General features: G+C 65.5%; 13 protein-coding genes. All 13 read right to left on the bottom strand.

Going from position 1 to position 13,369, the window contains the following annotated elements; genetic code table 11:
• Nucleotides 1-263: 263 nt before the first annotated feature.
• On the bottom strand, nucleotides 264-656 hold the full coding sequence (locus CDO44_RS06790) for a YkvA family protein (RefSeq protein ID WP_012202395.1): 393 nt from the start codon (nucleotides 654-656) through the stop codon (nucleotides 264-266).
• Nucleotides 653-1,606: a CDF family Co(II)/Ni(II) efflux transporter DmeF gene (gene dmeF / locus CDO44_RS06785; protein ID WP_012202396.1), complete on the bottom strand. Its 954-nt coding sequence runs from the start codon at nucleotides 1,604-1,606 to the stop codon at nucleotides 653-655. Before dmeF ends, CDO44_RS06790 begins: the two co-directional genes overlap by 4 nt.
• 46 nt (nucleotides 1,607-1,652) lie before the next feature.
• The gene (locus CDO44_RS06780; RefSeq protein WP_012202397.1) at nucleotides 1,653-1,925 is read right to left on the bottom strand and encodes a metal/formaldehyde-sensitive transcriptional repressor; all 273 of its coding nucleotides are present in this window, start codon (nucleotides 1,923-1,925) and stop codon (nucleotides 1,653-1,655) included.
• Nucleotides 1,926-2,185: 260 nt separating this feature from the next.
• On the bottom strand, nucleotides 2,186-2,395 hold the full coding sequence (locus tag CDO44_RS06775; RefSeq protein WP_012202398.1) for a hypothetical protein: 210 nt from the start codon (nucleotides 2,393-2,395) through the stop codon (nucleotides 2,186-2,188).
• Nucleotides 2,396-2,458: 63 nt separating this feature from the next.
• A complete protein-coding gene (locus tag CDO44_RS06770; protein WP_012202399.1) occupies nucleotides 2,459-4,522 on the bottom strand; it encodes a ParB/RepB/Spo0J family partition protein in 2,064 nt (687 codons plus the stop codon).
• 64 nt (nucleotides 4,523-4,586) lie between these two features.
• Nucleotides 4,587-5,411, bottom strand: a complete 825-nt coding sequence (locus CDO44_RS06765; RefSeq protein WP_012202400.1) for a DUF932 domain-containing protein — start codon at nucleotides 5,409-5,411, stop codon at nucleotides 4,587-4,589.
• Between the two features lie 710 nt (nucleotides 5,412-6,121).
• A complete protein-coding gene (locus tag CDO44_RS06755; protein WP_012202401.1) occupies nucleotides 6,122-6,400 on the bottom strand; it encodes a hypothetical protein in 279 nt (92 codons plus the stop codon).
• Between the two features lie 65 nt (nucleotides 6,401-6,465).
• Entirely contained in the window at nucleotides 6,466-6,816 is a 351-nt protein-coding gene (locus CDO44_RS06750; RefSeq protein WP_012202402.1) for a DUF2958 domain-containing protein, read from the bottom strand.
• A 465-nt stretch (nucleotides 6,817-7,281) separates the two neighbouring features.
• Nucleotides 7,282-7,719 carry a copper-binding protein gene (locus CDO44_RS06745; RefSeq protein WP_012202403.1) on the bottom strand — a complete coding sequence of 146 codons (438 nt, stop codon included), beginning with the start codon at nucleotides 7,717-7,719 and terminating at the stop codon, nucleotides 7,282-7,284.
• A 107-nt stretch (nucleotides 7,720-7,826) separates the two neighbouring features.
• Nucleotides 7,827-8,129 (bottom strand): hypothetical protein, encoded by a 303-nt coding sequence (locus CDO44_RS06740; RefSeq protein WP_033945460.1) that lies wholly within the window; start codon nucleotides 8,127-8,129, stop codon nucleotides 7,827-7,829.
• Between the two features lie 52 nt (nucleotides 8,130-8,181).
• Nucleotides 8,182-8,565, bottom strand: coding sequence for a hypothetical protein (locus CDO44_RS06735; protein WP_059038862.1), 384 nt, complete (start codon nucleotides 8,563-8,565; stop codon nucleotides 8,182-8,184).
• Nucleotides 8,552-11,722, bottom strand: coding sequence for an efflux RND transporter permease subunit (locus CDO44_RS06730; protein ID WP_012202405.1), 3,171 nt, complete (start codon nucleotides 11,720-11,722; stop codon nucleotides 8,552-8,554). The genes CDO44_RS06735 and CDO44_RS06730 overlap by 14 nt, the downstream gene beginning before the upstream one ends.
• Nucleotides 11,719-13,356, bottom strand: a complete 1,638-nt coding sequence (locus CDO44_RS06725; RefSeq protein ID WP_012202406.1) for an efflux RND transporter periplasmic adaptor subunit — start codon at nucleotides 13,354-13,356, stop codon at nucleotides 11,719-11,721. The genes CDO44_RS06730 and CDO44_RS06725 overlap by 4 nt, the downstream gene beginning before the upstream one ends.
• Nucleotides 13,357-13,369 lie beyond the last annotated feature (13 nt).

Genomic DNA, 13,369 nt, shown 5'->3' with positions numbered 1-13,369 from the left:
TTCGCCAGTTCCCCGCCCATCGCGGCGGGGGCGCCGGCTTGGCCGATCCGGCGTTGCCGGTTCGGCGGTATTCGACGGGCGTCAAGCACCGCGCGGCAGGGATGAGCCTTGCGCCGATCCTCAGGAGGCAAGCGCAGGCGCGAAGGCGTGAGGGATTGAAGCCGAATGGCCGTAATTCGGCACGAAGCACGGGACGCAGCTCGAAAGCCCGGCGGCGCTTCGCGCCGACACGCCCATGCCATTCAATATGCCCTCAGGAAAAACTAAAGATGCGGCATGAGCCAGAACCACAATGCCACCCCCATCACCAGCCACAGCGCCACGATCATCACTGCCCCGAACCGGCTCCGCGGCTTGGCGCCTTCCGCCAGCATCCATTCATCGGCCTGAATACGGCATTGCGCCAGCACATCGGATGGCAGCAGCTTCACAGTCAACCAGATCAGCACGGGCAACAAGATCACATCGTCCACATAACCCAGCACCGGAATGAAGTCTGGAATCAGGTCAATGGGACTGAGCGCATAGGCCACCACGAACAGCCCCAGCGCCTTGGCATACCAAGGCGTGCCGGGATGCTTGCCGGCAAACCACAGCGTCACGCCATCACGCTTGATCCGCCTGGCCCAAGCCTTCAAGGTGACGCCGATGCTCATGCGGCCCCGCGCTGCACTTCGATCGTGACATGCGACAGTTCGTGAATATGCGCGAGCAGTGCCTTGTAGTGCGCGGGCTCCTGGGGCTCCCGAGCCACCAGTGAGACGATGGCCGCGAAATGCCCTGGCCCCACCTGCCAGACATGCAGATCTGTAACCTCGCTTCCCGTCGGCTCCACGGCCTCCCGAATCTCCTGCCGCACTTCCTCGCCCTCGACTGCCGCATCGAGCAACACGCTGCCGGAGTCCCGGATCAGCCCCCATGACCAGCGGGCAATCACCAGCGCGCCCACCACACCCATGACCGGATCAGCCCACAGCCAGCCGTAGCTGCGGCCGAGCAGCAGCGCGACGATGGCGAATACGGATGTCAGCGCATCGGCCAACACATGGATGTACGCGGCGCGCAGATTGTTGTCGCGGCTCTTGCCTGGCACATGATGGTCGTGATCGTGGTGGTGATGTCCATGATTGTGACCGTGATGCGCATGGTCGTCCTTCAGCAGCCAAGCGCAGACCAGGTTGACGCCCAGGCCCACGACAGCCACGGCGATCGCCTGGTTAAAGTCGATATGGATGGGTTGGGTGAGCCGTACCAGACTTTCCCAAGCGATCAGCAGGGCAATCAAGGCCAGGACGATCGCGCTGGCGAAGCCGGCCAGATCGCCGAGCTTGCCCGTGCCGAAGGTAAAGCGCGGATTGCCCACATGCTGGCGCGCAAAGCGGTAGGCCAGCGCGGTAATCAGCATCGCGCCCGCATGGGTGGACATATGCCATCCATCGGCCACCAGCGCCATGGAGCCGTAGATCGAACCGGCCACGATTTCCACCAGCATCATGCTGGCCGTGAGAGCGATCACCAGCCACACCTTGCGCTCATTGCGCTGGTGGTCGCTGCCGAGAAAGAAATGGTCGTGGCCTGAGGCCGAGGGGGTATAGGTCATTGTCATCGGGGAGTCCCTGTCATCTGGAAAAGGTCGCCGGCGGGCGGCGGGTTTATTTCATGTAGGCTCGGATGACCTCGACCATTTCCTCGCCGCCCTGGCGGCGCTCCTTGTCCGTTTCAACTTCCAGGACGTGCTCGCGCAAATGGTCTTCCATCACCTCGGCGGTCAGGCCATTGACCGCGCCGCGCACTGACGCGATCTGGCGTAGCACTTCCACGCACGCCGCGTCTGATTCCAAAGCGCGCTCGATGCCTTCCAACTGCCCTTTGATGCGGCGAACACGGGCGACCAGCTTGTCTTTCTGGCGAGAGGTATGGGACATGACAGCCGACAATTAATATAGTCTAGGGGGCTATATTATAACAACAGCAAAGACGGCATGAGGCGCAGCCGGAAAACCCGACAGCGCGTTGCCGGGCGTGACGCCCGGCAATTTCAACGCCGCCGCCTGAGTGCCAGCGAAGGCGGCGGCGTTCTGATGGAGCTGTTGGGCCTTCAACACCGGGCGCGGCCACCGCCGCGCCCGGATTGGGCTTTTACCGCGCCCAGGACGGAACGGCCTGGGCGCGGTGCTGATCGCGGTTATTCCTTCGTTTTGATGAGCCACCACACGGCGCGCGGCAAGGCGCGTCCCGTGATGGGGTGAATGTCGGCGAGGTCGGCGCGCGTCGTCCAGCCCGAGGGCGGGAGGTAGCCGCACACGTCGCCATCGCCGCGCCAGCGGCGGGCGCGCACCGTGCCGGGCGCGTAGATCGCCGCCATGCGCGGGCGGCTGGTCGTGGTGCGGGTCATGGGGCGGTTCTCCTTCCAGCGAAGCGCCCCGGTCAAGGCCGGGGCGATTGCCATTGGCGCGGGTCAAGCAGCCAGCGCCTCGGCGGGTTCATCCGCCATTACCTCGGCATCCTCCGGGGCGTCCTGTTCCGGGCCTTCCTCCTGCGCAGCTCCCTGCGAGCCTATGGCCTTGAAGATGGCGGGCATCCAGCCCGTACCATCGGCCAGTCGTTCGGCTTCGCTGGCAATGTCGGCTTTCTTCAGCTTTGCCAACCGGGTGACGTGCTCGGGCGCGTACTCGCCCACGGCTCGCAGAATCACGGCCTTTGGAACATGCCGGAAATACCCCTCGGCAGTCGGCTGCCACCACGCGGCCATGTCCAGCCCCACGGCCTGCGCTAGTTCCGCGCCCGGCTGCTGCACCGTGGCACGCGGCGTCACCACGTCCACCGTCGAAGCCACGCACACGGCCAGCAGCTTGACCAGTTCGCCTTGCTCCATCGCCAGCAGCGCAGCGAACAGTTCGGCGCTGTCCTCGGGCAGCTTCTCGCCCCATGCCTGCTGCGCCTCGTGCAGAGCCACAGCAGCAGGCGATTCCGGCCAGTCCGGGGCCATGCCTTCCAGCCTGTCCTGCACCGTGAGGCGAACCCCCAGCGGCAGATCGTGGCCGTAGTGACTGCCCTGCAAGATGGTTTGCACCATGCCATGCACCAGCGCCGCCAGCGCCACCTGCGGATGCCGGGCGACTTCGGTTTGCAGCGCGGCGGTGCGGTGGGCGCTCAAGCGTTGGGCCAGCCGGTCGGACATGGCTGCGGCCTTGGGTGCTTCGTCGGCATCTTCGCCGTCGTCGTCGCCTTCGATTTCCGCGCCGCTAAAACCTTGGCGCAGCTTCTCCAGCGTGCGCAGCGCCTTGGCCTCGGCTTCGCGCAGCAACCCGCGATGAATGACGGCTTCGCCGTTGCGGTCGATGGTGACGATGGCACCGGCTGCGGCCTTCACGCTCGCGGCATAGTCCAGCAAGCCATCCTCCAATGCCTGCAACTGCTCGCCCAGGCGCTCGCCTTCTTCCTGCAAGGCTTCGGCCTTGTCCTCGTCGTCGGCGTCCATCGCGGCATCAATGGCTTCGGCCACTTCCTGCATCTTGGCCTGCAACTTCTCGATGCGCTGTGCGTCGCGCTTGCCCGGTGCGCGGCGCTCCCTCGGCGCACGCTGAAAGGCGTGCAGGTCGGCATGGGTCACGCCCGGCGTGGCATCCACCCATGCCCAGCCCTCGGTGCGGATTGTGTCGGCAATGCTCGCCAGCTTCTGGCGCACCAGCGTTTCCAGCAGAGCGGCATCGTTGAGGTACACGCCCGCATCGCCTTCCGCGAACAGGTCGCGGCGGATGCCTCCGCCTGCCTGCTCGTAGGTGTCCAACCCGACAAAGCGCACCAGCGGATGCGATGCCCCAATCTCGCGCTCGGTCAGCCGCTCGCGCAAGTTGGACGGGTTGCGCTGCCACTGTGGCGCATCATAGAACGCGGCCTCCTGCGCGGCGTGGTCGTCGGTGATGGACAGCGCCATCAACTGATCCAGCGTCACGGCATCGGCGCGATAGTCGGCCATCAGGCGGGGCGAGACATTCGCCAGCTTCAAGCGGCGCTGCACCACCAGCGGCGTGACGGAGAAATCCGCCGCAATGTCCTCGATGGGCCGGCCCTCGGCCACCAATGCCGCAAACGCTTCAAACTGATCTGCGGGGTGCATGGCTTCGCGCTGCACGTTTTCGGTGAGGCTGGCCGTGCGGGCCGTGCCATCGGCCACCTGCAGGCAAGGCACCTCCCAATCCTTGGCGATGCGGTGTTTCTTCGCCAGCAGCTTGAGGGCTGCAAGGCGTCGGCCACCGGCCACCACCTCGTAATGCTCGCCATCAGCGGCGGGAATCACGATCAGGTTTTGCAGCAGGCCAACGCCCTGGATGCTCGCGGCCAGTTCGGGGATGGACATGCGCGGGGTCTTGCGCACATTGCGGCCCGTGGGGCGCAGCACCAGCCGCGACAGCGGAACCAGAATCATGTGCTTGCTCGGGTCGGCGGCTTGCAGCACGTTCGCTGCGCTGCTGGCTGCGGTGTGGACGGCGCGGGCTTCGGTAGTGGTAACGGCGTTCATGGTGAATCTCCAATAAGTGAAACAAGGAAATGGAGGGGAACCGCCCCTCCGGCGGGGGAACGGTTCAAGCCTTGAGCTGGCGCATACCATCGGCCAGCAGCCACAGGGCACGGTTCAGCCGAATGTCGGAATCAATGCCCTGCACGGGGCGGGTCTGCTGCCTGCGTCCGTTGGTGCTGCGCCCGGACAGGCCGCCTTTGGTGAGGTTTTCTTGAGTGCGGTTGAACACGCTCCACAAGTCCGGGCGGCGGTCGTCGAAGCGGCGCGGCATCAGAATTTGCGATTCGGTGACAGGCGCTGGCTTGTCCGGGTCGTCGTACTTCAACGCCAGCGCAGCACGGGCGAACACCTCCGATTCGCCATCGTCCAAGGTGATGCCGCGCATCAGGTCGCGCGATTCCTTCACCCGCTCGAAGCCGCTCAACACCTCATAAGCGCCTTCGATGACGTGCCCGGCCACGTTGCCTTTGTGGGGTACGCGCACATCGGCCACGGTGTCACCGCACACCAGCCCATTGCTGCACACGAAGCGGAACATTCCGGCCAGCATCTGGTAGCTGCTCGTGCCGTCATGGGAGTTCAGCAGCACGATTTCGTTAGCTTCCGCGCCGTTGATCTGGCTGGCATGGCGCAGGCGCAGCATGTGTTTCGTGTGCTCGCGCTTGCCTTCATCGCGCACGCGGGTCTGCGTCACCATGAAGGGTTGAAACCCCTCTTTGCGCAGTTCGGTCAGCACGGCGGCGGTGGGGATATAGGCGTACCGCTCGGAACGGCTCTCATGCGGTGCATCCGCGAAGATGGACGGGGCCACCCTGCGAATCTGGTCATCGGACAGCGGGTAGCCGCTGCGCAGCGCCGGGGAGTGGGAAGCGAAACGGGTTGCAAGCATGTCGTTCTCCTGAACAAAAAGGCTGTTGAAGAAAACCGCACACCGGATTCCTAGATTCGGAGCCCAGCCTTTCGGCTGTTCGGTGCGGTCGGCACGAGGAACCCGGTTGGCCCTGTTGCCACCGTCCTTCCTGAGTTCATCGCCCGCGACGGTCAGGAGCGCGCGGACGGGGGCCGTCAAGGAGACAAGCGCAGGGTTGGTGCGGCCCGCAGGCGCAGCCGAGGACACGGCCCTGCGCGCCTTGACGGCACACAGCCGCGGGCTACAGTCGCGGTGAAGGTGATGAAGTCAGGGAAGACGGCTGGACATGGCAACGGCCGTCCCTACACACCGACCGCACGGCAAGCGAAGCGCGCAGGCCCGAAGCTGGAAGCCGGGCCGGAGGCGTCAGCCGAGCGGAGCGAGGGAACGATGGAAGCCCGAAGGGGCGAGACGCCGCAGGCGGCTCGATGCGCCACGCGCACGACAGCGCGACCGGCTATCTCCCAGGTGGCCGGGGACGCCCAGCCTTCAAAGTGGAATGAACAACTGGATCAGGATGAGCAAACGCGAGGCATCGTCGATCTGCGGCTGATGTTGTCTGGCCGATCCGGCGCAGCCGGTTCGGCGGTCTTTGAGGGGTGCCAAGCATCGCGCGGCGGGGATAGCCCGCAGGGCTTTCCCCTGGAGGCAAGCGAAGCGCGCAGCGCCCCGTCAGGGGCGCGTAGGCATCATGCCGAGTCGTCAGGACGCAGGCTGGATTCCGCAACCGGCATCCACGGCGATGACGAGTCCAGCAGGTATCGCGCACCGCGCGCGTACAGACCCGACAGCCCGGTGGGCTGGTAGAACCCGGTGACGCGGCGCCGGAACTGTGCGCCGTACTCGTTGGTGTAGATCACCGCGTCGCCGATCTTGAAGCGCAAGGGCTGGCCGTTCTCCGGCGCGAACGGCTTGAGCGCATCGTGCTGCGCCGTGATTTCGATGATGTAGTCGTGATGGCTGCTCATGGCATTGATCTCCTTCGATGGTCGAGAAAGCACAAGGAGCGCCTTGCGGCGCTCCCAAGGCCAGGTCAGACAGCGATCCGCCCGGCCAAGCGCGCATCGCGCGCATAGGCGCTCAACCGCTTCTCGGCGCGGAAAGACAGGTCACGCTCGATCGGCAACCCCAGCCGCCCGCGCACCGCTGCCAGCTCGCCCAGGCTGACCCAGCCGATTTCCGGCATCCCCAGGCCCAGGTCGCAAAGACCAAAGACGTGGTCGTGGTCGTCGGGATCAATCTCGGTCAGCAGCCAGGTCGCGCCCGCATCGGGCGTGAACAGCTTGACTACGGGCGCCGGATCGAAGTCCGGGTTCTCCAAGGATGCGCGGCCGTTGGCCAGCAGCAGCGCACGCTGCTCGTCGGTGATGAATGCGTAGTTCATGCTGAACTCCTGAAAGGATGCCGGGCGGAATTGCCCAGCCCCTGCGGGTCACGGCGCAGCGCAAGCCGTCAAGGGGCACGACGGCCGCAGGCCGCAAGCGCCCATGGCGCGCCGCCCTTTACGGCGCGAACGCCGTGGCACCATGGGGAGACAGCAAGCCGCCACACCCCACCATCCAGCTACACCCGGTCTTGGCAAGCGCAGCGCGCAGGCCCTGGTCAGCAAGTTGGGCCGGAGGTGTCAGCGATGAGAGCCCGCATGGGGCGAAACCCGCAGGGGTTCAATGCGCAGCACGACAGCGTGGCCGGCCATGCTCCAGTGGCCGGGATCGCCCTGCATCTGCGGTGAAACAGAAAAACGCCTTGGGTGACGATGCTGATCACCTTGATCAATTTGCAGGAAGGATGCGACTACGAAACGCGTGCGCGTTCACCGTAGTCGCAGGCTCACATCGTCTGCGGCGCGTTATTTGACCGAGGTCACGACGTAGCCGTCACCCTCTTTCTTGAACCCGACGTGGACTTTCGCGCCCACGGCGAGTTTGTCGTACAGGGCCTTGTCCTTGACGCCAAACGCCATGGTCATCGCGGGCCACCCCAGGCTCTTGACGGGGCCATGCGCAAGGGTGACCTTGCCCTGGACCGCGTCAAATTCCTTCACCACGGCATCGGCCTCATGGGCCGCGGACTTGGCGGTGCCTTTGGCGTCCATGCCTTTCATCATGTCCTGGCACTTCTTGGCATCCATGTCCTTCATGTCCATGCCCTTCATTCCCTTCATATCCATGCAGTTCTGCATGCCCTTGCCCTCCATCTTCATGCCGCCCATGTCACCGGATTGAGCGAAGGTGATGGCGGAGAAAGACAAGGCTGCGATCAGCGTTGCGGTTGAGACGAGTTTCATGATGAGTTTCCTTTTCTGAGCTTTAAAAATGGGCCGGCCTTCTGGCAGGCCCCGGATGGAACGCGGTCACTTGGGATGGCCCGCGTTGGAGAGTCATGCGCTGGCGCTCACGACTCGGGATTCGCGCATGCCTTGACCTGGGCTTCGTAGCGTGCCTTTCGCATCCGGTTTTCTCCGGGCGTCGTTTGAGCACGCGGCCCATGATCCAGCGGCAGCACCAATGGGGCAGGCAGACATTTCACCCGCTGGCCGGAGGCGCTGTCGACTCTGGTGGTGACCGCTTGCGCAGCCCCGGCCGCTTGCCGGGCGGCACGTGCTTTCTCGATGGCCTGGAAGTCGGGGCCGGCCAGCGCGGGCAGAGAGACACCCAGCGTCAGGGCAGCAATGAGGGGGAGATACGATGTTTTCATGATGGTTTCCTCAGGTTGGCTGGATTCAAAAGTTCGAGAGGGCCTCATCGGATCAATCCAGCCACCGGCAGAACGCAACGCGCACAGGCCATCGCAGCCGTGCGTCTCCAGCATCGAAGAACCAGGTTGGAATCGGCGCCGCCGTCGCGTGCGCGAGCCAGGCCGCCGGCGCTTGTTCTCGCGCTTCGCCCTCGCCGGTGAAGGCATGGGCAACAGGAGCCGGTGCGATGACACAAGCCGCGCAGGTCTGACAATCGCCGGCGCTGCTGGACAGCGGGCGCGAGACCGCCGCCGTCATCACCGGGCCGGCATGCTGAATCTCCGCGACGGAAACGGCAGCATGCGCCACCGTGCCCAGCAGCAGTGACAGGCACAGGCAAAGCGCCGCCGCACCCCACGCGCGGTAGCCACCGGAGGAGCATTCAAGCGGCCGCACGATGACGCCTCCAGAACATCCACGGCGATGCCTTACGTTCGCGCGACCGGCGCATCAACAGGTAGGCCGCGGGAATGACGAACATCGAGAGCAACGGCGCCGTGACCATCCCGCCCACCATCGGCGCGGCGATGCGTTGCATCACCTCCGAGCCTGTTCCCGTGCCCCACATGATCGGCAGCAGGCCGGCCAGGATGACGGCCACCGTCATCGCCTTGGGGCGCACGCGCAGCACGGCGCCTTCGCGAATGGCATCCAGCAGATCGGCCTCGCTGGTCTTACCCTGGTCGGCACGCTCTTGCCAGGCGTTCTTGAGGTACAGCAGCATGATCACGCCGAATTCGGCGGACACGCCGGCCAGCGCGATGAAGCCCACGGCGCCCGCGATCGACAGGTTGTAGCCCAGCAGATACAGCAGCCAGATGCCGCCCACCAGAGCGAACGGCAGCGCCGCCATGATCAGCAGCGCCTCACCGAACGCGCCGAAGGTCAGGTACAGCAGCACGAAGATGATGAGCAGCGTGAATGGCACCACCACCTTGAGCTTGGCGGTGGCGCGCTCCAGGAACTCGAACTGGCCCGACCAGGAGATCGAGTAGCCCGGCGGCAGCTTCACTTGCTTTTCGACGGCCTGCTGCATGTCCTGCACGGCGGAGCGCAGATCCCGATCCCGGATATCGACATACACCCAGCCCGACAGGCGCGCGTTCTCGCTGCGCAGCATCGGCGGCCCGTCGGCGACGCGGATGTCGGCCACATCGGAGAGCACCAGCCGCTGGCCGCTTCCTGTCAGCACGGGCAGGACGCGCAGCTTTTCCAGCGAATCGCGCATCTCGCGCGGATAGCGCAGGTTGATCGGGAAGCGCTGCAGGCCTTCCACCGTCTCGCCGATGTTCTCGCCGCCCACGGCGGATGAAACCACCGACTGCACGTCGGCGATGTTCAACCCATAGCGCGCCGCGTCGTCGCGCCGGATGTTCACATCCACATAGCGTCCGCCGGTGAGCCGCTCGGCCAGGGCGCTGCTCACGCCCGGCACGTCCTTGAGCGTGCGCTCGATCTCGCCAGTGAGGCGGTCGATGGTCGCCAGGTCCGTGCCCGCCACCTTGACACCCACCGGACTCTTGATGCCCGTGGCCAGCATGTCGATGCGATTGCGGATCGGCGGCACCCAGATGTTGGACAGGCCCGGCACCTTGACGATGCGGTCGAGTTCCTCAACCAGCTTGTCGGTCGTCATGCCGGCGCGCCACTGGTCGCGCGGCTTGAATTGGATCGTCGTCTCGAACATCTCCAGCGGCGCGGGGTCGGTCGCGCTCTCTGCGCGGCCCGCCTTGCCGTAGACGCTCGCGACCTCCGGCACCGTCTTGATCAGGCGATCGGTCTGCTGCAGCAACTCGGCCGCTTTCCCTGCCGACAGTCCTGGCAGTGCCGAAGGCATGTACAGCAGGTCGCCTTCGTCCAGCCGCGGCATGAACTCGCCGCCGATGTGCCGCAGCGGCCACAAGCTGGTAGCCAGCACCACGAGCGCCACCACGAGCGTGAGCTTCGGGGCGCGCAACACCCTGTCGAGCAGCGGCCGGTAGACCGCGATCAGCAGGCGATTGAGCGGATTGTTCTTCTCGTCGGGGATGCGGCCACGGACCAGGTAGCCCATGAGCACCGGGATCAGGGTCACCGACAGGCCTGCCGCAGCCGCCATGGCGTAGGTCTTGGTGAACGCCAGCGGGGAGAACAGGCGTCCTTCCTGCGCTTCCAGTGTGAACACAGGCACGAAGGACAGCGTGATGATCAGCAGCGAGAAAAACAGCGCCGGCCCCACCTCCGCCGCCGATTCGCCGATGACGTGCCATCGGGCCGTCCCTTCAAGCGTCTCGCCAGGGTGTTCATGGCCCCAATGCTCCAGATGCTTATGGGCGTTCTCGATCATCACCACCGCCGCGTCGACCATCGCACCGATGGCGATCGCGATGCCCCCCAGCGACATGATGTTGGCGTTGACGCCCTGGTAGTGCATCACGATGAACGCCGCCAGGATGCCCAGGGGCAGCGAGATGATGGCGACCAGCGCCGAGCGCAGGTGGAACAGGAAGAGGAAGCAGACCACCGCAACGACGATGAATTCCTCAATCAGCTTGTGCGTGAGGTTCTCCACTGCGCGTTCGATCAGCCCCGAGCGGTCGTAGACCGGCACGATCTCCACACCTCGCGGCAGGCTGGACGCCAGGCCCTGGAGCTTGCCCTTGACCGCAGCAATGGTCTGCAGCGCGTTCTTTCCCGAGCGCATCACGATCACGCCGCCGACGGCCTCTCCCTCGCCGTTGAGTTCGCCGATGCCGCGCCGCATTTCCGGACCGATCTGCACCCGCGCTACGTCGCCCAGACGCACCGACACGCCGGCGGCTGTCGTCATGAGCGGCACCTTCCTAAAATCTTCCAGGCTCCCCAGGTAGCCCGAGGCGCGCACCATGTACTCGGCCTCGCCGAGTTCGAGCACCGAGCCGCCCGTCTCCTGGTTCGCGCGCTGGATCGCCTCCACGACCTTGGTGTGCGGGATGCCGTAGGCCGCAAGCTTGTCCGGATCGAGCACGATCTGGTACTGGCGCACCATGCCGCCCACGGAAGCGACCTCGGCCACGTCGGGCACGGTCTTCAGCTCGTACTTGAGAAACCAGTCCTGCAGCGCGCGCAGTTGCGAGATGTCCATCTTGCCGCTGCGGTCGATCAACGCATACTCGTAGATCCAACCGACGCCGGTCGCGTCTGGACCCAATGAGGCTTTGGCCTGGGCGGGCAATCTCGACTGCACCTGGTTCAGGTATTCGAGCACCCGGGAGCGCGCCCAGTATGGGTCGGTTCCGTCCTCGAACAGCACGTAGACAAAGGAGTCGCCAAAGAACGAGTAGCCGCGCACCGCCTTGGCCCCCGGCACCGAAAGCATCGTCGTGGTCAGCGGGTACGTGACCTGGTTCTCGACGATGCGCGGCGCCTGACCCGGATAGGTGGTGCGGATGATGACCTGCACGTCCGACAGGTCGGGCAGCGCATCCAGCGGTGTGCGTTGCACCGCATAGATGCCCCAGGCGCTGAGCGCCACGGTGGCCAGCAGCACGAGGAAGCGGTTGGCGATGGACCAGCGGATCAGCTTGGCGATCATGGCTTGCCTCCGGCCGCCATCGGCGTGACGCGAGTGAGTTGCGGCAGGTCGTCCGCGCCCATGAAGAACTCGAAGCTCACGCGGTCGCCGACCTGCACCTTGGGTGCCGAGCCGTCAGGCGGCAGCTTGAAATCCATCGTCATCGGGCCCCATTTCAGCGTGGGGATCGCACCGTGCGACAGGGTCAGCGCGTCCTTGCCGATGCCGACGACCTTGGCCTCACCGGAATGCCGCGGCGCGCTGGCGGCCATCGGGACCGGCGGTGAAGCTGCTGCCACCGCCGACGGCGCGCTGTTCAGGCGGGCTTCGACGCCCTTGAGGCTGGCCTCCGAATCGATCAGGAATTGCGACGACACGACCACGCGCTGGCCGGCCGAGAGGCCGTGCTTGATCTCGGTCTGGCCACCGCTCTCGATACCGGCATCGACTTCGGCGGGACGGAAGCGCCCGTTGTCTTCGGCCACGATCACGACCGTGCGTTTGCCGGTCTGGATCACCGCCTCGGTAGGCACGAGCAGCGTCTTGTCGGGGCGCATGTCCACGAAGTTCATCGTCACGAACATGCCCGGCACCAGCCGGCCGCCCGGGTTGGCAAGCTCCATGCGCGCCTTCAGCGTGCGCGTGCTCGGGTTCACCTCGGGCAGGATCGCCTGCACCTTGCCATCGAAGCTGCTGCCGGGCGCGGCCGGGCTTCTGGCCTGCACCTTGGCGCCCGGTCGCAGCAGCGCGGCCTGGCTCTCCGGCACCTCGGCGTTGGCCCATACGGTGGAAAGGCTGTTGATGCGGAACAGCGTCGCACCCGGCGCCACCGTCATGCCTTCGCGCGCCAGCACTTCGACCGCCACTCCGCCGAGGGGCGCGCTCAGCGTGATGCGCGGCTGGGTCTGGCCGCTGCGCTCGACCAGCGCGATCTGGGCATCGTCCATGCCAACCTGACGCATGCGCTGGCGCGCACCGTCCACGAGTCCACCCAGGTCCGTGCCTTTCATGCGCCGTACCGACAGGAACTCTTCCTGCGCAGCAATCCAGTCCGGGACATAAAGGCTGACCAAGGGCTGCCCTTTGGCAACCGGGTCCAGCGTGGCGCGCACGTGCAGGCGCTCGACATAGCCGGTGGCACGCGCCTGCACGATCGCCTGGTCGCGCTCGTTGAAAGCGATGCTGCCAACAGCGGACAGCTGCGGCGACAGCGTGCCTTCGGTCACTTCAGCGGTTCGCACGCCGAGGTTCTGCTGGATGCGCGAGCTGACGGTGACCTTGCCCTGGTCCGCATCGCCGTCGGCGTAGACCGGCGACATCATCATGTCCATGAAGGGTGACTTGCCCGGCTTGTCGAACTTGTTCGCCGGTACCATGGGATCGTTGTAGTACAGGATCTTCTTGCCATTGGCGGGATCGACGTCGCCGGCCTTGAGGCCGGCCGCGATATGCCGCCGCGTGGCGTCCTCGCCCGACTCATTGGCAGGCGCAGCAACAGCGGGAGTCGCCGCTTGCGGCGATGCCATGCCACTGGGATTCGAAGGCGTGGCCGGCATGTCGGCTCCGTGGCGCATGCCGAGGGTGTAGAGGCCGTAGCCGGCGGCGCCCAGCACGCCGGCGGCGACGAGGGCCATCACGAGGTTTTTGGTTTTCATGGGAGGTCTCTCG

Source organism: Pigmentiphaga sp. NML080357, from assembly GCF_002188465.1.
Taxonomy (GTDB): domain Bacteria; phylum Pseudomonadota; class Gammaproteobacteria; order Burkholderiales; family Burkholderiaceae_B; genus Pigmentiphaga.
This window is presented reverse-complemented; position numbering and strand designations above follow the sequence as displayed.

Excerpts from the sequence above, each read along its gene's own strand:
- CDO44_RS06790 (WP_012202395.1), bottom strand. The coding sequence starts at position 656 with ATGAGCATCGGCGTCACCTTGAAGGCTTGGGCCAGGCGGATCAAGCGT.
- dmeF (WP_012202396.1), bottom strand. The coding sequence starts at position 1,606 with ATGACAATGACCTATACCCCCTCGGCCTCAGGCCACGACCATTTCTTT.
- CDO44_RS06780 (WP_012202397.1), bottom strand. The coding sequence starts at position 1,925 with ATGTCCCATACCTCTCGCCAGAAAGACAAGCTGGTCGCCCGTGTTCGC.
- CDO44_RS06775 (WP_012202398.1), bottom strand. The coding sequence starts at position 2,395 with ATGACCCGCACCACGACCAGCCGCCCGCGCATGGCGGCGATCTACGCG.
- CDO44_RS06770 (WP_012202399.1), bottom strand. The coding sequence starts at position 4,522 with ATGAACGCCGTTACCACTACCGAAGCCCGCGCCGTCCACACCGCAGCC.
- CDO44_RS06765 (WP_012202400.1), bottom strand. The coding sequence starts at position 5,411 with ATGCTTGCAACCCGTTTCGCTTCCCACTCCCCGGCGCTGCGCAGCGGC.
- CDO44_RS06755 (WP_012202401.1), bottom strand. The coding sequence starts at position 6,400 with ATGAGCAGCCATCACGACTACATCATCGAAATCACGGCGCAGCACGAT.
- CDO44_RS06750 (WP_012202402.1), bottom strand. The coding sequence starts at position 6,816 with ATGAACTACGCATTCATCACCGACGAGCAGCGTGCGCTGCTGCTGGCC.
- CDO44_RS06745 (WP_012202403.1), bottom strand. The coding sequence starts at position 7,719 with ATGAAACTCGTCTCAACCGCAACGCTGATCGCAGCCTTGTCTTTCTCC.
- CDO44_RS06740 (WP_033945460.1), bottom strand. The coding sequence starts at position 8,129 with ATGAAAACATCGTATCTCCCCCTCATTGCTGCCCTGACGCTGGGTGTC.
- CDO44_RS06730 (WP_012202405.1), bottom strand. The coding sequence starts at position 11,722 with ATGATCGCCAAGCTGATCCGCTGGTCCATCGCCAACCGCTTCCTCGTG.
- CDO44_RS06725 (WP_012202406.1), bottom strand. The coding sequence starts at position 13,356 with ATGAAAACCAAAAACCTCGTGATGGCCCTCGTCGCCGCCGGCGTGCTG.